The sequence below is a fragment of the Litoreibacter janthinus genome, from assembly GCF_900111945.1.
Classification (GTDB): Bacteria; Pseudomonadota; Alphaproteobacteria; order Rhodobacterales; family Rhodobacteraceae; genus Litoreibacter; species Litoreibacter janthinus.
Map to the genome: position 1 here is coordinate 51,319 of NZ_FOYO01000003.1, position 21,839 is coordinate 73,157.

The following is a 21,839-nucleotide window of genomic DNA, read 5'->3' on the forward strand; positions in this document are numbered from 1 at the left end:
GGATGGAAACCTTCATCGCCCAGTGCATCGTCCTTCCCGTTGGCAGTGACGCGCCCCACGCCGCCACTCTGGCTGGCAGGGCAATTGATAGCGATGCTTTGACATCTCGTGCCCGCGAAACGCTCGCCATCACTGGCCACAGGCTGGTCTCCCTTGAAAACGTAACCCCCGCCCAAGATCATCTGCGTCGCCATGGCGAAACCGAGCTGGTCGCGGCACTTCTGGCTGCCGTCAGCGACGCGGCACCTGTTCAGGTGTCGGGCTTCTACCCGACCAATACCGCCGCTGCCGCTCACAAATCGGACCCCGTGCTGCTGGTCGAAACGTACGCAATCACGCCTTTGGAGGTCGCCGACACCCGCCCCTTCTGGGACAGACCCTGGTGCCCGCCCGAACTGGCAAAGCTGCTGTTCGAGGGAACACCCAACACTTTCATGATTGTCGATGCCGCCAAACGCGGCGAACTGCGAAAAGGCTTCGACATCGACGCGCTGGAAATGACCTGCGATACCGCCTGCCTCTATAGTGGTGCGGCTGCATTTGAGCTGCGCGAGGTCGCGCCCTATCTGCTCGACCTGACACCGTTCGCTGCCCCCGACGCACGCATTCCCGCCCCGTTGCGCGACCTGTTCACAACGCAATGGAACGGCGGCTCAACCCTGTATTTGCGCACTGAGGCTGACTTCGAAACTTTGCACAAACATCTGCGCCGTTTCCTGCGGATCAGGTCCTCCGACGACGCAGAGCATTGGACCGTTTTCCGCTTCTGGGATCCGGCCGTCGCACGGGTCTATTTCCCGGGCATCGCCTCCCGCCCCGAGCGGGTTGATCGCATCTTCCGCGTCGCGGCGGATGTGCCGTTGGAGATGGTCACGGGTGAAGGCGCGCAGGCGCTCCGCTTGGTTCCACGCGATCCAACTGGCCCCGCAGCGGAAGCCAAACCCATCGTGTTCGACGCGCAAGATCATGCGTTGATGCAAAGCGTCGCCGACACCACGTTCCGCGCCGAAACTGCCGATTGGCTGCGCACCGGCTACCCCGACCGCTTTGCGGCGTTTGATGCGGCTCAGATGGACGGGGCGGTCGCCCATATCATGGCCGAAGGCAGGCGTGTCGGCTGCGTCTCCAAAGATGATTTTGCCTATCTCGCCCACATGATGATCACACTGGGCGGCTGGTTTCATATCACGGGCTACCCCACGACCCTTGTCGAAATTCTGCATGACCAGACGGGGGATCTGCACTCGCGCCTGTCGCGTGCCTTCCTGCCTGCTTGGCAGGCAAGCCCGCAAGCCGCTGTGATGGCCGTATGGCAGGAACTCCGCGCGCATCTTTCAGCCCTACCCGTCGAGGCTCAGGTGACGCCGCAAGAGTTCGGCGCTGTCACCGCCCGCTTCCTGCAACCCCATGCAAATTCAGTCAACGCGGCGTTGGCGGCGACCAAACAAGACCTGGCTGGGCTTGATCTGCCCCTACCCGCCCAAGGGCGCCTGTTGTTGCTGACTTTGATCTATGGCCACCGCTTCTACGTCGACCCGTTACGCGGGTGGGCGGGGCAGCCTACAGCGCAAACGATTGATACTGTTTGGCAGGCCACTCTCGAATAGGCCTTCTCAACTGCGTCCTATTCGGGCAGTCTCTAGGCAGTTTTTAAGAGAGTGATTATGACGAAGCCTCCAATCCCGACTGTAAAGCCGGTTGCGCCACAACCTTTGGCCCCGGTGGCACCCACGGCACCTGTTACGCCCGTTGCGCCGCAACCGATCGCACCGATTGCCCCTGCTCCTGCGACACCAGTCGCCCCGCAAAAGCTGGCCCCCGTCAGCCCGCCTGCTGCCACGCCGGCCGTAGGTGCGCCATCCGGCAGCACGGGTGCGACAGTGCCCTGTTGTCCCGATGTGGCCTTCTTCGAAAAGTCCTCTGGCGGGCGCACGAGCTATTTTGCCTATGACGACAAAACCACCCTCGCGGCCACTCCGGGGACGGACGAATATTGGATACCTCCGACCAAGACCAAAACCTTGCCGTCAGACAAAGAAACCCGCGACGGCGCGCGGTGGGTATCGGTCGGCGTCGGCCTAGAAACCCAGCTCGAGATCAAGTTCGATGGCGCGTTTCAAAACGCGTGCCTGCTCAATTGCACCTATGAATTTGCCCCTGCAGGCATTGCCGACGTCACAAGCCCCGCCATCACAGCCTCTGGGATGGCGTTCAAGATCAAAGGCAAAACCGCAGGCGAAGGCAGCCTCAAGGTCATGTGTGACGGCAAATTGCGCGGCTATTTTCACATCTGGTGCATCCAGCCCGCGACGATCAACGTCGATGTCGCCAGCCTCGTGACGCCCCATTCAGCGGCGGCCAGCTACGTCGTGGCCGACCTGCAATCCTACATCAACGAGGTGTATCGACAGGTCTGCATTACGGTCCAGTTGAACGATGCAGGCGCGGTGACTGTCGCGCCAACCTTGACGACCTATCTCAATACCGCAACCGCTGCGGGCCTTGCCCACCTCAACGAAATGGACACACTGGCCCAAGCCGCAAGCGCCAAGCTCACAAACAATTACCGGCTGTACTACTACGTCAACACCGCGGGTCATTCCGGCGCATTGGGGGTTGTGTCTGGCGGGCTTGGAAGCTCGGGGCCCGGGTTCTCGTTCTTCGATTCCGACCTGCCCGGATCTTACAACACCATGGCTCACGAGTTTGGCCATTTGCTGAACCTGTCGCATCCCGCGCATGACTTCGACGGCGATGAGTACCCGCCATGGCAGGCGTCAAATCAGGCCAACAACATCCTCGCCGACGACAATTGGAACCTGATGGGGTATCAAGGTCCGGTGTCATCTCGTGGAGCCAACCGCAAGCCGCTGCGCTATCGCCAGTGGAAGAAATGTAACAGGAGCTGAACCGATGCTAGAGCACTATATCGAGATGGTTGAGCAACTATGCGCGGCCAATATCGCAGCAGAAATGCGCATGCTCGACATGTCGCAACTCGAGACGGGTCAGCAGGTGCACAACATCTACCAGACTCTGTCCACCGCCGACGCCACGCGCTGTCTGGAAGCCTATGTCGGGTTTCTATCCTACTCCGTGACCCCCCGCACACCCCCACAAGTTCTGCAAAGCTATATGGGGGCAGCAATGGGCGTGCCCGCAGAGCAGCGGCCAGAACTGCAAGAAGCCGTCGCCTATGCCTTCAGCCGGATCGAGGAGCTCACCCCGCAGCACGGGGTCTATTTTAAAACCGCGGGTCTTTACCGCATCCGGCTTGGTGCCTCGGCCCATGAAAAATTCGCGCTCATGGGGTTCTCCAATCACACCGATCTCGGCTTTTCCTATCACGTCTATCTGACCTTGATGGAACAGCCGCTTGGCCCCGAAGGGTTCCGCCTTGCCCTCGCAAGGGTTCAGCCCGATGTGGAGGCCACTGCGAACCTTGCCTCGGCCCTCTCCAGCCTCGCCGTCACGTTGAAACGCGAAGGGCGTGATGCCACGGATTTGTTGAAGGTCCTGTCCCCCCTGCGCGAGGACAATCGCCGCGCAACGGGTGTGAACGGTCCGGGCTCCGGTCCGGCGGTCGGCGACCTCGTGCGCCCTGTGTTCAAGGTGTTCGGTCAACAATAGCCCCAAGGCGGCAACATTATTGCTGATTGCGGGGATGGTTTGCCCCGGAAATTGCGGCGTGGCACTATTTTGACTTTTCTTGAGGCGCTTTTTCCGCCAACATCTAAGCCATTCATTTATTAGAAGTTCTGTCGAAACACATACATGTCCCGACCTTTACTGATTGACACAATCGTCGATATATCCCCGCTCGCGCCCGAGTTGGATCCAACCGACACTGTTCCGGCCCAGTTGCAGCCGGCTTTGCTAGGCGATTACGGCGCGGAGTCGGGACAAGCGCGCTTGTATGCCATCCTCGATGCGGCGCAGGCGACCGGCCTTGTCGATATGTTCGAGACACAAGAGCTGCCGCATACATGCCTCTACTCCGGTGACGCGATGGCCAATATGGGTGATCTGTCGCCCTGGCTGATCGAACTGCGCCCCGATGATCGAATGCTACGCGATTTGATGACCGCCGCCGACACAGCGGACGAAGACGGTCCTTGGCATTTCTGGCGGCGCCAGATCGGGATATTCTTGCGCTCCGATTTGCCACTGGAAGAGCTTCGGCTCCATTTTCGGAAATACACCAAGCTGCCTGATGAAGAAGGCGACACGTTCTTCCTGCGCTTCTTCGAACCGGACTTCCTTGCCGCCCTGCTGGGGCAGGCCACACCCGGTGAGATCGCGGGCTTCTTTGCGCCCCTCAAGTCGGTCATCGCCATCGAGCAGCCCCGCCCGGAGGTTTGGGCCGCCAGCGTGATGTCCGCCAACCCCGAGCTTGACGCGGCCCCCACCCGGATGACGCTGACACGGCGCAAATGGCGGGCGATGCAACTGGTCGAATACAACCGCCACGCCCGCAAAATCTGCGTGGCCCACAGCATCCCCAAGGCCGAGCATCAGGCCTTTGTCGACACAGCCGTGCGGCTCCAGACCTATGGCTTTGACCACGACACCAACCTCGTTGACGCCTTCAAGGTGCTCCAAAAAGTCGACCACGCGCACCACCCCTCGATCTGGAAAACAATCGCCAGCGGGGAGCTGTCGTTGGGCTTCATCCTCTACAAGGTGCGGCAGCATTTCGGCCTAGAAGGAATTCCGGCATGACCATCTGTATCGATTGCGGCACGACCAAAATCCTCTATGTCAGCTCATGCAGCGATTCAGGCGTAGGGGACAGCAAGGTTCTGGTCTGGGGTTGGCCCGACGCCGTCGATATCAACGCGGAAGAAGCGCTGATCGCCGACCACTTCAAGGCGGTCGAAGATGCCCGCCGCACCGAAGACCCCGACAGTATCGCTGCCGCACAGGATGCGCTGGCCACGTTGCTGAAGGAGCATATACCGCAAACCTCAGACGCGCGTCCGTCGCAGCATCTTGTGCAAGCCTTCGATATTATCGGCAAGAAATGGACCTACATCCGCTCCGACAAAATGCGCAATCACTGGCGCAGCTATGATGTCGACAAGTCGCTGCTTGAAGCCCGCACCGTTGGGGCTGCCAATGACCCCAAGCAGCTGGAACGCGGGCGGCTTGCCTCGGCTTGGGATGAGGTGTCACAGAAGCTGACCGATGATCTGCGACAGGGTTTTCGCGGCCCCGACGGCAAGGGTGAATTACTGAAGGGCAGCGTCTCCGGCTCGATCACCGATCTGTGGAAGAACAACTGGACCTCTTGGGTCGACGCGGTCAATGACAGCCTGCTTTATTCGAAGGCCGGGGCGAATTACGATCTTAGCGCCGCGGCGCAGGTGTTCCGCGGCTATGCGGGCTTCGACGTCGTTCTCGGATACAACCCCAACACCGGCACCTATGGTCTGTCGGCCTCCGGCAACGCGCGCGCAGTGCTCGCCGAGGCCAAGGCGGACCTGACCGGCTACCTGCCGGACCGTGACGGTTGGCACGCGCTGATCGAATGGGCGGAAGGCAACCCGTCGCAAGCAGGCTCCGCCCAGCAGCTTGATTTCGGCTACTTCCGTTTCCGCGCCCAGATCGGGGTAGACGCCATGGTGGGCGCGTCGATCATGGGCACTGTCGGCGTGGAATACGTCCCCAAAACCGATGGCAAAGTCAGCGGCAAGGGCTCGTCTGCAGGTGGCAAGGGCGAGATCGCCGCCGGTGCCTTCGCAGGGGCCGAAGCCAGCGCCGAGGTCAAAGGCGGATTGGAATGGGACAACCCTGAAAAGCGCGCCAGCAATGGCGGGCAACACGGCTGGGCCACCGTATTCGAGGTCGGAGTGCAGATCGCTGCGAACGCGGGGATCGGGGCCGAAGCGCATTTCAAGATTGAATTAGACAGTTCCACCGGCAAGCTCTACGCGCGCTGCGGTGCGCAATTGGTGATTGGCGTCGGGGCCAAAGGCGGGGTCACCGCTGCGGTGGGATTGAACACCGCCTTCGACTTCGTGGTCTATGTTTACCACCAGCTCGTCGCCAATGACTTCTCGCTGCTCAGCTTCATCTCTCGCTCTGCGTTTGAGGCAATCAAGGCGCTGGCCTACTATCTGATCGTCAAACCCGCGCAATATGTGATCGGAGAACTCGGCGATCTGGTTCAGGCCGCAATCACTTCGGTCAGCCGGATGTTCACGGGCGCGCAAGAGGCGGAAGATTTCGCCCGCCGTATCCAAGCCCGCCCCGATATGTTGACGTTCGCGCCGCCGGAAACCAAAGGCATGATCCTGTATCGTTTGGGCGAGACCTTCACCTTCTCCCGCGAGGAATATCAGGAAGGGGCCATTCTGGTCGTCATGGACACCATCCAATCCCGTCGCGAATGGGAACAGGTGATCGAGCGCGTCACCATCAACGGCGCCAGATCCAGCAAAGCCCAAGGTATGGCACGGATGAACGGTGTGCTAGACTGGGGGTCACAAACCAAGTTCAACCAGAAGGTGCTTGAGATCGAAAGCCAACGTGAAATCGCCCCCGACACGCCGACGCGATACTATGCGTAACCTGACCTGTATCGCCGCGGCCTGCACCGCCATTAGCACCGGAGCCTTCGCCATGGGATCAATTTTTGGTAGTGATTTCAAAGACTACACCCCTCCCAAAGCCAGTGACGCGAATATCTCAGCGCTGGTGGAGCGGGTGCTGGCAGACATGGTGTTTATCCCCGGCGGCAGCTTTTTGTTCGGCAATGTGCCGGTTCCGGTCGAGGTGGACGGCGAGATCCGCGAAGAGCTGATTTACGGCCCGGCTGTTGACCCTGATCGCGCCCCGATCACACTGGACGGCTACTACGCCGCGCGGTTCGAGATCACCAATCACGACTTTGACCTCTATGCCGCGGCCAACGATCTGCCCCTGCGCCCCGACAACCCAATTCATCACGGCCGCCAAGGCCCCTACCCCGCCGTTCTGGCCCATCACCAGGCCGAAAGTTACTGTGCTTGGCTGGCGGAACTGACTGGCCAGCCCTTTGCGCTGCCAACCTCGGAGCAATGGGAATTCGCGGCGCGATCCGGCGGGCAAGCCGTGGCTTACGCAACGCAGGATGGCACTTACGATTATCTGGAGCAGCTTTACCGCCAGACCCTGGACGATCAGCCCAATACCCCGCATCTGCCCGACGCCTATCCGCCGAACCCCTACGGGCTTTATGCGATGAGCTCCAATTTGGCGGAATGGGTGGCGGACGAATGGCTCGACACCGATGGCTTCCCTTTGAAGGACGGCGCTACTGGCGACCCTGAATCCCGTGACCGCCGCGTCTGGCGCGGCGCGGCCTACACCTCGCAGGCGTCGCTGAATTCGATTTTCATGTTCGGTGCAGCGGGGCCATCCACGCGGTCAAAAACGCTGGAGATCAACGAGGACATGGCCCCCTATTTCGAGCCGGATCACCCGATCATCTATTGGGGACGGGAAATCGGCGCGCGTTGCGTGGTCAACGTGGCCTCGGCGCCTGCAGACTCTGGCTTTGGGCGCAACGCCGGTCCTGTTCCGGACGACTTTCCAAAACCCTTCGCACCGCTCGAACGCCGCTGATGCAGGGCTCACAGCATCATTTCTTGGCAAAACGCCACGACAGGAGTAGCATCATGCCAGTTATTTCACATTTTGACCGGGTTCTTTTTTCATGAACAAACCATTTTCCCAAGACAACAAGGTCGGCAAACTTCACACCACGCTGGGCAAGGACCATTTAGTTCTCCTGCGATTCGATGGACATAGCAGCATCGACGATCTGTTCGAGTTCAACGTCGAGGCGCTGTCCCATGAACCGAATATCGATTTCAACGACCTGATCGGCACCCATGCCACGGTTGAGCTGGACTCCATGACCGGCGACAAGTCCTTCTTTGACGGGGTTGTCACCGAGGCCGAGTGGACCGGAGTGCAAGAGAACGGCAACACCTACAATCTGGTGCTGCGCCCTTGGTTCTGGCTGGCCTCGCGCCGCCGCAACCAGCGGATTTTCCACAATATGACCGTGGTCGACATCGTCTCGGAAGTGCTGGGCGAATATTCAGGTCATGGCGACACCGCCTTCGAGGTCAATCTGGTCCGCAGCTACCCCGAACTGGAATACACGGTCCAGTACCGCGAAAGCGACTTCACCTTCGTCACACGCCAGTTGGAACGCTTCGGCATCCACTATTTCTTCGTTCACGAGGAAGGCTCTCACAAGCTGGTCCTGAATGACGATATGGACAACTTCCCCGAGATTGAGCAGGGCGTCGTTCCCTTCTACCCGATCCTCGGCCAGCACCGCCCGCCGGAAGAGCATTTCTGGCACTGGCAGCCGCGCCGCCTGCTGACCACCGGCGCTATTACGCTGACCGATTACAACTTCAAAACGCCCGTGTCGCAGATGCTGACCGAGCAGGTCGGAGACGCGCAATACGAGAACGGCAAGATCGAAAGCTTCGACTATCCCGGCGACTATCTCGACAAGCAACGCGGGGACGGCGTCGCCAAGCTGCGGACGTTGCAAGAACGCTCCAACGACCACTTCCATTCGGTCGTCGGCGACGTGGTATCGCTGAACGCCGGCTGTCGTGTGACTGTCGGTGGCCAGCAAGTGCCCGGCATTCTGGACGAGGAATTCCTGTGCGCCCGCGTGGACTACAGTTTCCGCTCCCAATCCTACGGGTCCGGCAGCAACGGCGATGACGGCTTTGCCTACACCGCAAGCTATATCATGACCCCTGTGACCGAGCCATTCGAGCCAGAACGTGTCACCCCCCGCCCTATTGTGCACGGCCCGCAAACAGCCGTGGTCGTCGGCCCCGAAGGCGAAGAGATTCACTGCGACGAATATGGCCGCATCAAAGTCAAATTCCACTGGGACCGCGACGCGGCCCACTCCATGTGGTGCCGTGTCAGCCAGAACTGGGCCGGCAAAGGCTGGGGCGGGATGATTATCCCGCGCATCGGCATGGAAGTTGTTGTCGAATTCCTTGAAGGCGATCCGGACCAACCGCTGGTCACTGGCTGCGTCTACAACGGCAAGAACGGCGTCCCCTATGCGCTGCCTGCCAATAAGACCAAGTCCGTGTTCAAAACCGACACCCACAAAGGCGGCGGCTTCAACGAACTGACCTTCGAAGACCAGAAGGAAGAAGAAAAGATTTACATGCACGGGCAGAAGGATCAGGAGATCCATATCGAGAACAACCGCGAGAAGCGGGTCGATAATGACCAGTTCGAGACCGTAGGCCGTGACAAATCGATCTCTGTCGGCCAGGACCACACTGAATCGGTGGGCCGTGACGCCCGCCACACCGTGGGTCAGGACGTGAATTACACCGTGGGTCGAGACCAGATCGAAAACTACGGCAAGGACCATGTCCACAATGTCGGCAACATCCACAAACAGGCGATTTATGCCGATCACCTGATCTCTGTGGGCCGCAATGTGGAGCAGGAAGTCTCCGGCAAAATGACGGTGAACGTGGTTGAAAGCATCACCACCAACACCGGCAAGCACACCCTGATGGCCTATGACAAGTTCACCATCAAAGGTCCAGGCTGCTCCATCACCCTTGGCGGTGGCACGATCGAGCTGAAAGCCGCGAAGATCAACCTGAAGGGCAACGTCTCCATGGGCGGCGCGGGGTCTGCGCAGGTTCCGACATTGTCTGGTGCGGCCAACAAGGCGCTCCCACTGGTCGAAGAATGCCCAAAAGAAGATAGCTGACGCTGTCACGCGGCTCTCACAATCGCTCAAGGGCTCGCTCAGGCGGGCCCTTTTGCTTTTTAGGGTGGGTGGCCCGCTTCGGCCATCAACGCCCCTCAGGCCCCCTCTGGGCGTCTCTGGCAGGCAATTTAGGTAACGCCCCGAGCGCGTCGGCCTGCAAATATGATCCGGAAACCGGCCCAGAAAAAAGGTGACCCGGCCAAAATCTGACCGGGGTACCTAAATTTTTCGTTATTTTTCAATGTACTAATGCAAGGTAACCCACGGGTTACCACCAACTACAGCGTGGTAACCCGTGGGTTACCTTCATCCTTCAACGCGTCTTCGAAGGCTTTGATCGCCCGCTGAAGCCGCGCCTTTGGAACCGAGGCGTAGTCCTGCTTGGACACGATCCGGCATTCCCCTTGGCGGGCAGTTACTTTGGTTTGGCCGACGTGGAACTCGAACTTCTGACGCCCGACCCGCAGCTTGGGTTTTTCCTGCTTGGGGGCTGCCTTGGCGAAATCCGCCAGCACAGCGTTCTGCGCATCTGCGGTCTCGGCCACGTTCAGCCGCGTGCGCAGGTCGGCCAGATCCCCCTGCCCCGCTTTCAACGCCTTGGCCACATCCACACCCAGGTTGCGCGAGATCGCCTTGGGCCAGCGCAATTCGTCACGCAGGGTTTCCAGCACCAGCACGAAGGAGCGGATATAGCTCTTCTTCATCTTGTGCAGCGCGCCATAGAGGCGGTTTACCAATTCGTCAGCGGACTGTTCTTTGACGGCTTCGTCTTGCGCGGCGGTGATCGCAACCTGCGCCATTTCCGCAAAGGTCAGATCCTCGCGAACGACGTTCTCCTCGACCATGTCGATGTAGCGGTCGATCGGCAGGTCGTCCCCGTCCACCACCCGCGCCGTGATCGTGGCGAATGCGGCGTCTCCGGTTTCAGCAGAAAGCTGGCTGATGGCGGTGAACCGGCGCCAGCCTTTCTTCAACTGCAAGCGCCCGTCTGGTCCGCGATACAGCTCCACCGGTTCTTTCTGACCACGGGCACGGATGGAGGCCTTCAGCTCCTCCATCTCGTCGCTTTGGGCGACAGCCTCCAGCTCCAGCCGGTCGCGGGGCAGGTCATCCGTGTGGACCTCCGAGATGTCGACCTTGGTCAGCACCCTGCCCTCGCCCGCTGCGACACGAAACGCCTTGGCGTCCTCGGCGTTCTGGCGGCGTTGTTCGACCTTGGCTTCGGTGCTTTCGGTCAGGCTTTCTGCGGCGTCACGGACAGCCGCGCCCATCGGGCCAACAGAGCGTTCGCGCGGGGCGACAGATTTGGTCTCCAATGGCGCGAAGCCGAATTTGTTATCGCGGGTCATCAGCGTGTCTCCTTTCCTTGCTCTGCCTGACGTCTCCAAGAGGCCAGCAGAGTGTTTCGGAATTCGTCATAGGCGCGGTCAAAACTTTGCCGCGCACGCTTCCACGTCTCGCGGGTCATTTGCCGGTAGTCCTGCTCGTAAACGCTCATCTGAAAGCGCCCCGATTGCTCCACCGCGCGTGTCATCTCGATCGGGTTCGCGCAAACATCCGCGCCGAACACATTGCGGAACGCATCCATCATCGCGGCGTGCAGCGGGTTGTTGGCTTCGAAACGCGTCATGAGGAGGCGTACATCATGGAACTGTTTCGGCAGCGTTAACCCTGCGTCCGCGGCGAGGGTCGCGAAACCTTCGGAGATGTCCTGCATCGCGTCGCCCAGCTGCCCCAGATAGGACGTCGTTGAATCGTATTCCCAATAGCCCGGACCGGAAGGGATATAGAGGATGTCCGCCGCGAAGGCCGCGTTGAGGGACTGGTATCCGATGGCGGGTGGGCAGTCGAAGATGATCAGGTCGTATTGGTCGTCGGGCAGCTCGTCCAGATAGCGGGCGACACATCCGAAGAATGACCATGCCTTGTGGAGCGAGCGGTACTGGGCGCTGGCAAACTCGACAAAAGCTGCATTGGCGCAGCTGGGGATGATGTCGATGGTGGGCCAGCAGGTCGGCTGGATGAAATCCTGAAACCGCTGCGCGCCGATGGATTGCACATCCTCGGGCAACTCGTCGGATGACGGGTAGGGGCAGTCATCGGGGTCGTCATAACCTTCGGTGATCCGGTCCGCCTCGCGGCACAGGTCGCGACACATGATGCCCCAGACGGTGTTGGTTTCCTTCACCTCGTTCAGCCCCATGGAGTGGGTCAGCGTCGCCTGCGGGTCAAAGTCGATGCACAACACGCGGTAGCCATCGAGCGCGGCGGCATTGGCGAGGTGTTGGGCGACGACCGTTTTGCCGACACCGCCTTTGAAGTTTGAAACCGCCACCCGCATCGCGCGACCCTTGGGGCGTTCGGGGCGCAGGTTGCGGCCACGGAATTTGACACGCAGGCGCAGCTCGTTGATCTCCTCCAGCGTGAACCAGCGCTGGCGACCATCTTCCTGTGTCTCGCCTTGGGGCAGGGAGGGGTCGTCCGCCAGCTTCTTGCGCAGCGTGTCCGCAGGCACACCGAACATGAACTGGGATATCTCCCAGATCGAGAAGGGGCGGAGGGTCTTGGTTTCCCCCGGAGAGAAAGTCGCGCGGCGCACAGCGGTTTGCTGCGCGAGGGAGCGCTCGTTCATGGATTGAAGGTCTGAATGATCTCGCATTTTGCCTGCTCTTGTTATTGTGCGTTTTCTGTTGAATAACGGGAAAACCTGAAACACGCAAAACCCAAATTCCAAAATATCGCGTTTTTCACCGATTCGGGCGATTTGCGGGATTTGGCGGATTCAGCGGAAGTTTCTGGACTAGATGTGGTGACACCTGATTGCGATAGGGTCTGAATAGGGTGACAGCAGACACTAAATAGGGTGACACCAATGCTGTCACCTATCACCAATATACCTATTTCTTTCTTTTGATTTGGAAGATTTTCGAATAATCCCGTCTTTGCAAACCTGTTGACAGAAAACGGGAAATCATGCCTTTGTCATCCTCAAGCAGAATCGCATCCAAAGAAGATGCAAGCAGCCGTTAAGGCGTTGAGGCAAAAGACCGGACCGCATGGATCCGGCGATAGGTGACAGGCATGGTATCGTGGAACTCAAGAAGCTGACAGGGCCCCAAGCGGGGTCCATGAAATATGATCTGCTGACTGCCCTTGGGGTGGCAGGGCTTCATGGCAGTCCGACTTTGCAGACCTCGTTGATGCGGCTCTCTGCGATGGTCACAGCGCGCTACAACTGGCGACTGGATGAAATCTCGATCGGGCAAACAGAACTGGCGCGGCTCTGGGCGGTGAACGAGCGGACGGTCAAGCGCGAGATGAAACGGCTGACCCAAGACGGATGGATGATCTGTGTGCGACCCGGAGTGCGGGGCAGGGTCGGGGCTTACCGCCTGAATTATGCGCGCATCTATGAGAACACCCAACCTTGCTGGGCGGCCGTCGGACCAGACTTTGCGGATCGCATGGAAGAGATGTCAGGCGCCCGCCGCGTGGTGAAAGTTGATTTCAAAGCGAGTGCTGCGAATGTTGTTCCGCTCAGTCCCGTTCCTGAGGGAGCGACAGGGTGGGCCGCCGTTGCGCGCCGCCTGCAACACGGCCATCCGGAAATGTATGAAAGCTGGTTTGCAAAACTGAAGGAAGGGCCGGAGCGGGCAGGGGAATTAAATCTTGTCGCGCCCAACGCATTCGTCGCGGGGTATATAGCAACGCATCTTTTGCAATTTGTACAAGAAGCAGTGGTTTTGGAAGCGAAAGCCTCGCAAAATCCGGCGCCACGGGTCGTATTGTCTTGCGTTTAAAGACAGCGGCCCCTTTGCATACCTCGTAATTCATTGAAAACAAATAAAAAAAATTGCCATGTGTCCCTGCGTCAACATGTTTCGTAAACGGCCCCTTAATTTCGGCAAGATATTGCCTAACTGTTGAACGAACGCCACATCTGTGCGAGCTTCTGATCAAACCGTTATTCCGGAGCTTTTACATGTTTGCTTTCCATACCCAGTCCGACACTTTTCCCATTGTACGTAAAAAGTTGACATTACGCTCAACCACATCGGCTTTAGCGGTGAGCACACTGATCGCGATGGCGGGGCTTTATCCGGTAAATGAAGCGGTTGCTCAGGACGCCCAATGGATTGGACCGACGGGTACACCAGCAGCGGGCAGCTCTGGCAACTGGGACACAACTCCTGGAACGTTACTTAACTGGGTGCCAACCGGCGGCGTGGGTGCCCCAGGCTTCAACAACGGTGATAACGTAACTTTCTCGCCCGGGCTCTACACCGTGACGCTGGCAGAGAATGTCACCATCGGAAATATGATCCTGAACGGGAACACGACGATTGACGGCGGCGCGTTCGTCCTGACCTTCGACAACTCGGTTGCGGGTGACGAGCTTCTGACCGTAAACGCCGATAGCGTCATCAATGCGGAGTTCACTGGCAACTCGGGGAGCTTCTCGATTTCGGGAGCGGGCAATCTGACGTTCGGCCAAGATGTCCAGGCTCTGGGTTTCGTGACACCAGCCAATGGGGCGATCACGAATAACGGGACGGGTCAGGTTACGTTTGCTGGTGCAGTGAATGCCGGATCAGTCGTTAACAATGGCACGCTGATGACGCTTCAGGGGGTGGTCAGTGGTGATGTTCTGAACACGGGCAACCTGATCCTTTCGGGCACGGCGAACGACGATGTGACCAACTCTGGCACTGGTGCCATGCAAGTTGACGGCACAGTCACTGGCACGCTGACGAACTCGGTCACATCTACTGGTGAGATCATTCTGAATGGCGCGAACGTCGGAATCGTCAACAACTCCGGCACAGGAAGCACGCTGACCGTAGCGGCGGACTCGACGTCTGGTGCGGCTGTTACCAATGCGGGTGCTTTGAATCTGGACGGCGGCAACCTGACAGGCGCAACCAGCCTGACCAACACCGGCACAACGACATTCGTCGGTGCTGAAACACTGGCGGCCAATACGATTTCTAACACCGGCGCAGGTTCGGTCGCGGTTGGCGCGGGCTCTTTGACTGCGACTGCTGGCGATCTCGTTAACTCCGGCACAGGCGGAATAACCGTATCGACGGGAACCGTCTCCGCTACGGGTGCGATCACCAATAGCAGCTCGCTCGAGATGACGGACGCTGGCACGATCTCTTCCGGAACGGGTCTGACCAACACCGGCACGCTGACAATCGGCGGTGGCACAGTGAACGGCGCAGTGACCAACAACACGGGCGGCACGATCAATGCGAACGCCGGTAACTTTGCCGGTCTGGTGACCAACACGGACGGCGCGTTGAATATGGGCGGTGGCTCTTTCGGTGGGGGCGTTACAACGACGGCAGGCACTGTAAGCCTGACAGCGGACACCAGCATCTCCGGCACCTTCGCAAGCAGTGCTGCAATCACCGGTGACGGTGGCGATCATGACATTACTGGTCTGACCAGCTTCACCTCGGATGCGGCGATTGCCTCGGGCGCGGGCACGGTCGGCATTGCGGCGACAACGGTCACCCTGAATAACGGAACGGCATTGAGCGGCAATGTGGGCTTCACCGGCACCGATGTGACAATCAACACAGGCGTGACGGTTGCAGGGACGGTGAACGTCAACACCACGAACCTGAACATTGGACCAACCGTTGCCATCGATATTGGCGGCGGCACCTCGGTGACAGGCGCGCTGCAAAACGACGACGCGACCGCCAACATCACGGCCGGCGCGGTGGCCAGCCTGACCCAAATCGGCACGGGTACTGCCGTGACCACAGTGTCCGGAACCGGCTCTATCACCGGGCTGAGCGACGTTGACGCGGGTGCTTTGGTTGTCGATGGCGCCAACGCCAGCGTTGCGGATGTGCAAATGGACGGCCTTGGCTTCGGCATGGACAACGGCGCGACTGCGACCACCCTAACACAAGGCACAGGGACGTCAGCGATCAACGGTGCGGCCACCGAGGTGACCGGACTTGTTACGATCAACGGCGGCACAGTGACCGTTGAAGACGCAACCATCGGCGGTTTGACTCTGGCTGCAGGCCAGACCTCTACCTTGATCAATGCGACGGTCGATGATGACGGCCTGTCCAACGCGGGCACCTTGGTGACTGCGGGCACCGTGACCGTCAACAGCGCCTTCTCCAACACAGGCACGCTGTCTATTGGCGCGGACACGACCTTGCTCGGAACCTATGCGTATTCCGGTGCTGGCGTGATCGGTGCGACCAACAACCTGACTTTCGGGGGTGCAGGTTCCGTTGCTCTGCTTGAGGGCGCGACTGTTGGCGGCAACGTGACCTTTGACATGGCGAGCCTGATTACAGCGGCAAACCTGACCCAGAACGGCACGCTGAGCTATGCGCTGACCAACCAAGCCAACTTAACCGCCACAGGCGCGATCTTCACGACAGATGCCGCGACCGATTTTAGCGGCCAAAACGTGACCAATGACGGCACGATCAACGTGAACGCAGACACCACCAATATTGGCGATCTGGTCAACAACACCGATATCAACATTGCGGCGGGCACGACGCTGGCCGCGACGACGATTACCAACAATGACACGATCGAGGTTGGCGCTGGCGCTACACTGCAAGGCACCGGCAACACATATGACAACAACGGCACACTGAACGTGGCTGTGGGTGGCACCGTCACGGACGCGGGCAACATCAACAACAACGGAGCGACGGCGGCCCCCGCGGGCAGCGGCAGCATCACCTTTGCGAACGGCGGCACGCTGACCTCCGGCGACACGATCAACAACACCGGCACCATTGCGGTGACATCCGGCATAGTGACAACGACGGGCAACATTGCCAACGGGTTCAACAACGTAGCCGCAGGGCAGGGCATCCCAACGGGCGGCGGCATCCTGAACCTGAGCACTGGTTCGATGGATGTCACCGGCGCGATTACCAGCCAAGGGCCGGGTTCGAGCATCTCTGTCGGCAGCGGCCAGACCCTGACAGCCACCGGCGGCATCACCAACAATTTCGGCTCGACCATCACCAACACAGCCGGCTTCATCGGCAACGGTGGGACGGCGACCAACATCACCATGACCGGCGGGTCGGTGACCAACACCGGCACGATTGTGGGCGACATTTCCACCGCGTCCGGCCCGACCGGCGGCTCGATCAATAACGCGGGCGGCTCGATTTTTGGCGACATCACGTCCAACAGCAGCGAAACCGTGAACAACACCGGCGGCACCATCACCGGCAACGTGCAGGCCAGCGGCGGCGACTTCACCAACACCAACGGCACCGTCACCGGCAATGCCGTGACCAATGGCGGCACCTTCCTGAATGACGGCACCGGCGTAGTGGCCGGCACGGTTTCGATCGGGGCAGGGACGTTCAACAACAGCTCCACCGGCGACGGCGGCGCGACAACGGCAGGCACCGGAGCAGTGATCGCCAATGGCGGCACACTGATCAACAGCGGTATCATCGGCGGCGCGGTATCCGGGTCGACCGGCTCGGTCACCAACACCGGCACCATTCAAGGCAGCCTGACCCAAAACGGCACCGGCACCGTCAACAACGATGGTGGTGTCATCGAAGGCACGCTGACCAGCACGGACACGGCGAGCGTTTCCAACATTGGCGGCCAGATCAACTCTTTGGGGGCGGATACCGACACCAACACGGTCAACGGTGCGCTGACCAACACCGGCGCTGGCAGCGTTATTACCGGCAACCTGACCAACAATTCGACGGCGCTGACCAACAACTCCGGTGGCGGGTCTATCACGGGCAACGTCCAGACCGCAGGCGCGGTGGACAACTCTGCGGGTGGTAGCATCGGCGGGACACTCGCAAGCACATCTGGCACCGTGAACAACGACGGCGGCACGATCAACTCCGGCGGCGTGGTGGGCGACACGAACAGCGTTGCGGGCAACCTGAGCAACATTGGCGGCACGATCACCGGCAACCTGACGTCGAGCGCGGGCACCGTGACGAACACGGGCGCGACGTCTTCGATCACCGGCAATGTCCAGACCGCAGGCGCGGTGGACAACTCGGGCGGCAGCATCGGCGGCAACCTGACCTCGACCTCGGGTGCGGTTGACAACGTCGGCGGCACGATTGGCGGCACGGCTTCTGTGGCTGGCGCATTCGACAACTCCGGCGGTGGTGACGTTACTGGCACATTGACCAGCTCGGCTGGCACCGTGAACAACGACGGCGGCACGATCAACTCGGGCGGCGTGGTGGGCGACACCAACAGCGTTGCGGGCAACCTGAGCAACATTGGCGGCACGATCACCGGCAACCTGACGTCGAGCGCGGGCACCGTGACGAACACGGGCGCGACGTCTTCGATCACCGGCAATGTCCAGACCGCAGGCGCGGTGGACAACTCGGGCGGCAGCATCGGCGGCAACCTGACCTCGACCTCGGGTGCGGTTGACAACGTCGGCGGCACGATTGGCGGCACGGCTTCTGTGGCTGGCGCATTCGACAACTCCGGCGGTGGTGACGTGGCTGGCACGTTGACCAGCAGCGCGGGCATCGTGAACAACGACGGCGGCACGATCAACTCCGGCGGCGTGGTGGGTGACACCAACGCGGTCGCGGGTGATGTGAGCAACGCAGGCGGTACGATCACCGGCAACCTGACCAGTTCTGGCGGCGGGCTGACCAGCAACGCTGGCGGTACGATCACTGGCAACATCGAAGTGGCTGGCACCTCTGACAACACCGGCGGCACAATTGGCGGCAATCTCACCAACAACTCCGGCACATTCACAAATGGCGCGGGCGGCAGCGTTGGCGGGACGACGACCATCAATGATGGCACCGTGATTTCTGACGGCGGCACCTTCGGCAGCGATGTGACCCTGAACAGCGGCGCAAGTGCCACGTTCAGCATCACCGGCAACACCACGATCAATGGCAACGTGACCAACGCAGGCACCGTGGATAACGCGGGTGCAGGCGCTGCGGCTGAATTGACTGTTGCGGGCACCACCGGCTCCAACGGGATGTTCACCAACGATGGCTCTCTGGCGGATGCGGCGGCTACGGGTCTGACCGTCACGGCGAACGACATCGTGCTGACCACGAACTCTAACGTGGGTGCGGGCGTGACCCTGAACGGTAACATCTCCAACGCGGGTATTCAGGATCTGGCCTCTGACTTGACGGGTAACCTGACAGTCGCGCCAACCGGTGACACCGACATTGTGGCAAGCATCGATGCTGGCGGCTTTGACATCACCAACAATTCGTCCCTTGTGGGCCTGAATGGTGGTCTGACGGTTGAAACCGGCAACGCTGTGACCGGAGTGCGGTCGCTCGACAACAATGGCGACCTGATCCTTGAGGACAACGCGAGCGTCACTGTGGACACTGTGGCGGCTGGTCCGACGTCTAATGGCAACGCGATTGGTGGCTTCACCAACGCGGGCACCACGACGCTGGGCGCGAATGCGACCCTGACGGCGGATAGCATCACCAACGAAAGCGGCACCATCAACATTGGCACAAGCGCCAGCTTGATCGGTACCGGGAATACGTATGACAACAACGCTGTGATGAATGTTGCGGATCTCGGCTCCATCGTGGATGCGGGCGCGATCAATAACAACACCGGCGGCGGCGTTATCAATTTCCTTGGTAACGGCACCATCAACGCGGATAGCGACAATCTGGGCGGCGAGGCGCTGAACAACACTGGCGTTATCACCACCGCAGGCACCGGCGGCACAATCACTGTGGGTGACGGCACCGCTGATCTGCTTAACAACACTGCTGGCGGCACGATCACTATCGGCGCGGGCGACACGTTCGGCGGCGGGGCTGTGACGCTGGACAACACCGGCGCTGGCTCGCAAATCGACATCGGCACAGGGTCGAGCTTGGTCGTTGATACCTTCAGCAACACCTCGGGCGCGACCATCAACAACGATGGCACGATCACCCAGACTGCGGCTGTCGTGACCAACGGCGCTGGCGGGGTATTTAACAACCTGGCCAATGGCACGACGGGCAACTTCGACAATGCCGGCGGGACTGCATCGAACGCTGGCATCATGGGCGATGTGGACAACCAAGCTGGCGGCAATTTCTCGGCGACGGGCACCAGCACGCAAGGCGCGGTCACCAACGCCAACACTGTGAACCTTATTGGCGGTACCGCCGATAGTCTGACACAAAGCGTCGGCAACAGCTTTATCGGCAACGGCGCCACGAGCTTTGCGGTCACCAACGACGTTACGATCAATGACGGCACTCTGGTTATGGGCACCAACGGCACCATCGGCGGTGACCTGAATGTCGGCGACGCGATTGGTGCGCCCAACACGACTATCGCGAATACAAGTGGCGTCGTTACCGGTGCGCTAAACACCGAAAGCGACGCGCTGGTTAACATCAACGCAGGTTCGGTTGGCAGCATTCAGGCCAATTCCGGCGGTAATATCACGCTTGGCAATGGCGGGGGCACGGCGTCTGTCGATACGACCGCTACTCTCAACGCCGGCAGCTTGACAGTCGAGGCAAACGGCACGGTCAACGGTCTTACCACTGTGGGCGACGGGGCCGCGGGCACAGCATTCCTGTTTAGCACCGGCAACTTGGATGCGGTTACCGTGAATTCCGACGGCATTGCCAATCTCGACGGCGGCACGGCAGCTTCCGTGCAGGTTGACGGCGGTAGCGGGTCTGTGGGTAACGCAGGGACAGCTACGACGATCAACACCACGCTGGTTGTCAACGACGGCAGCTTTACTGTCGGGACTGACGGTACTGTGACAGGCATCGCATCCGTCGGTGACGGCGCCGGCGCGGCCGGCAGCGCGACGGTCACGAGCACCGGCACACTTGCGAGCGGCGCGGCTGTTTCGTCGGATGGTAACCTCGATATCAATGGCGGGAACGCGGGCAATGTCGTCGTCGCTGGCGGTACCGTGACCAACGCGGGCACGGCGAGCACGATCATCGCCACCGCAGGTGCAACCGTCACGAACGAGGCCGCAGGCGTCGTGTCCGGCGCGTTGAGCAACACCGGCAGCACGGTCACCAACGAGGGGACGACGGCGAGCTACGACCAATCAGGTGCGGGCGCTGTCGGCACCAACGCGGGCACCATCACGGGTGTGGCTGCCGTGAACGCTGGCACGCTGACGCAAACCGGCGGTTCCATCGGGACTGGCGACGTGGCCGCTGGCGCGACGCTGGATATCAACGCTGGCACAGTTGCGACGCTTGATAACGAAGGCATCACCACCAACTCTGGCACCATCACCGTGGCCAACAATACGGGTGCAGCTGCAAGCCTCACCAACGAGGCTGCGGGGACCATTACTGGCCTGACGACGAACCAAGGCACCTTGGTAAACGAAGGTACAATGGCTGGCTTGACCCAAGACACGCTGGCAACGGCTGCAACCACCAACACTGCTACCATCGCTGGACCAGTGACTGTGGACACCGGCACCGTCACCCAAACGGGGGCAGCTGCCACCATGGGGGCAACCACCGTCGCGGCAGGCGCCACACTGGCGGTTGATGATGGCACGGTCGGCGCAGTGACCACGTCGGGCACCACCTCTATCGGCAACGGCGATGCAATCGCAGCGACGGCAGACAGCCTCACTGTGAATGCGGGCGTCTCGACAGTTGGCACTGACGGCGTTGTGACAAACGCAAGCACGGTGGCGGCTGGCGCACAGCTTGACAGCTCTGGCACCGTGGCTGACGTAACCAACGCAGGCACGTTGAACGTGGATGCGGGCACTGCGGGCGCGATCACCAACACGGGCACAGCGGCTGTAGATGCAGGCGCGACTGCGGGTGCGGTGACCAACTCCGGTACGCTGACCAATGACGGCACCGTGACTTCGATCGCAAGCTCGGCAGGCACCGTCACCAACACCGGCACTGTGGATACGACTGTCGGTCTGACCGGCGGCACGATGACCAACTCTGGCACCGTGACCGGCGCAACGACGACTGCTGGCGGCACGACGCTGACCAACACCGGCACGCTGGCTGGCGTGACCAATGCGGGCCAGCTGGACAGCACCGGCACTGTGGGCGACGTAGCTAACTCT

The 21,839-nt window shown here is 60.4% G+C and carries 11 protein-coding genes; 9 read left to right on the forward strand and 2 right to left on the reverse strand.

Going from position 1 to position 21,839, the window contains the following annotated elements; all coding sequences use genetic code 11:
* Positions 1-2 precede the first annotated feature (2 nt).
* From BM352_RS18575 to BM352_RS18610, 7 genes are all read left to right on the forward strand, one after another.
* The gene (locus BM352_RS18575; RefSeq protein WP_090220700.1) at positions 3-1,607 is read left to right on the forward strand and encodes a DUF4123 domain-containing protein; all 1,605 of its coding nucleotides are present in this window, start codon (positions 3-5) and stop codon (positions 1,605-1,607) included.
* A gap of 57 nt (positions 1,608-1,664) precedes the next feature.
* Positions 1,665-2,909, forward strand: coding sequence for a zinc-dependent metalloprotease family protein (locus tag BM352_RS18585; RefSeq protein WP_175500742.1), 1,245 nt, complete (start codon positions 1,665-1,667; stop codon positions 2,907-2,909).
* A gap of 4 nt (positions 2,910-2,913) precedes the next feature.
* Positions 2,914-3,630 (forward strand): hypothetical protein, encoded by a 717-nt coding sequence (locus BM352_RS18590; protein WP_090220708.1) that lies wholly within the window; start codon positions 2,914-2,916, stop codon positions 3,628-3,630.
* A gap of 144 nt (positions 3,631-3,774) precedes the next feature.
* Positions 3,775-4,722, forward strand: coding sequence for a DUF4123 domain-containing protein (locus BM352_RS18595; RefSeq protein WP_090220711.1), 948 nt, complete (start codon positions 3,775-3,777; stop codon positions 4,720-4,722).
* On the forward strand, positions 4,719-6,572 hold the full coding sequence (locus BM352_RS18600; RefSeq protein ID WP_090220713.1) for a hypothetical protein: 1,854 nt from the start codon (positions 4,719-4,721) through the stop codon (positions 6,570-6,572). Before BM352_RS18595 ends, BM352_RS18600 begins: the two co-directional genes overlap by 4 nt.
* A complete protein-coding gene (locus tag BM352_RS18605; protein ID WP_090220715.1) occupies positions 6,565-7,608 on the forward strand; it encodes a formylglycine-generating enzyme family protein in 1,044 nt (347 codons plus the stop codon). The genes BM352_RS18600 and BM352_RS18605 overlap by 8 nt, the downstream gene beginning before the upstream one ends.
* Positions 7,609-7,699: 91 nt before the next feature.
* On the forward strand, positions 7,700-9,763 hold the full coding sequence (locus BM352_RS18610) for a type VI secretion system Vgr family protein (protein WP_090220718.1): 2,064 nt from the start codon (positions 7,700-7,702) through the stop codon (positions 9,761-9,763).
* Between the two features lie 278 nt (positions 9,764-10,041).
* On the opposite strand, the gene BM352_RS18615 is transcribed toward BM352_RS18610, so the two are convergent.
* The gene (locus BM352_RS18615) at positions 10,042-11,112 is read right to left on the reverse strand and encodes a ParB/RepB/Spo0J family partition protein (RefSeq protein ID WP_090220720.1); all 1,071 of its coding nucleotides are present in this window, start codon (positions 11,110-11,112) and stop codon (positions 10,042-10,044) included.
* A complete protein-coding gene (locus tag BM352_RS18620; protein ID WP_090220723.1) occupies positions 11,112-12,422 on the reverse strand; it encodes an AAA family ATPase in 1,311 nt (436 codons plus the stop codon). The genes BM352_RS18615 and BM352_RS18620 overlap by 1 nt, the downstream gene beginning before the upstream one ends.
* Positions 12,423-12,819: 397 nt before the next feature.
* Between BM352_RS18620 and BM352_RS18625 the strand changes: the two genes are divergently transcribed.
* Together BM352_RS18625 and BM352_RS19050 are read left to right on the forward strand one after the other, a co-directional pair.
* Positions 12,820-13,563, forward strand: coding sequence for a hypothetical protein (locus BM352_RS18625; protein WP_090220725.1), 744 nt, complete (start codon positions 12,820-12,822; stop codon positions 13,561-13,563).
* Between the two features lie 266 nt (positions 13,564-13,829).
* The coding region (locus tag BM352_RS19050) for a beta strand repeat-containing protein (RefSeq protein WP_175500743.1) at positions 13,830-21,839 on the forward strand (8,010 nt) is incomplete at its 3' end.

What these genes read in the sequence shown, in the direction of transcription:
- BM352_RS18575 (WP_090220700.1), top strand. Translation starts at nt 3, where the DNA reads ATGGAAACCTTCATCGCCCAGTGCATCGTCCTTCCCGTTGGCAGTGAC.
- BM352_RS18585 (WP_175500742.1), top strand. Translation starts at nt 1,665, where the DNA reads ATGACGAAGCCTCCAATCCCGACTGTAAAGCCGGTTGCGCCACAACCT.
- BM352_RS18590 (WP_090220708.1), top strand. Translation starts at nt 2,914, where the DNA reads ATGCTAGAGCACTATATCGAGATGGTTGAGCAACTATGCGCGGCCAAT.
- BM352_RS18595 (WP_090220711.1), top strand. Translation starts at nt 3,775, where the DNA reads ATGTCCCGACCTTTACTGATTGACACAATCGTCGATATATCCCCGCTC.
- BM352_RS18600 (WP_090220713.1), top strand. Translation starts at nt 4,719, where the DNA reads ATGACCATCTGTATCGATTGCGGCACGACCAAAATCCTCTATGTCAGC.
- BM352_RS18605 (WP_090220715.1), top strand. Translation starts at nt 6,565, where the DNA reads ATGCGTAACCTGACCTGTATCGCCGCGGCCTGCACCGCCATTAGCACC.
- BM352_RS18610 (WP_090220718.1), top strand. Translation starts at nt 7,700, where the DNA reads ATGAACAAACCATTTTCCCAAGACAACAAGGTCGGCAAACTTCACACC.
- BM352_RS18615 (WP_090220720.1), bottom strand. Translation starts at nt 11,112, where the DNA reads ATGACCCGCGATAACAAATTCGGCTTCGCGCCATTGGAGACCAAATCT.
- BM352_RS18620 (WP_090220723.1), bottom strand. Translation starts at nt 12,422, where the DNA reads ATGCGAGATCATTCAGACCTTCAATCCATGAACGAGCGCTCCCTCGCG.
- BM352_RS18625 (WP_090220725.1), top strand. Translation starts at nt 12,820, where the DNA reads ATGGATCCGGCGATAGGTGACAGGCATGGTATCGTGGAACTCAAGAAG.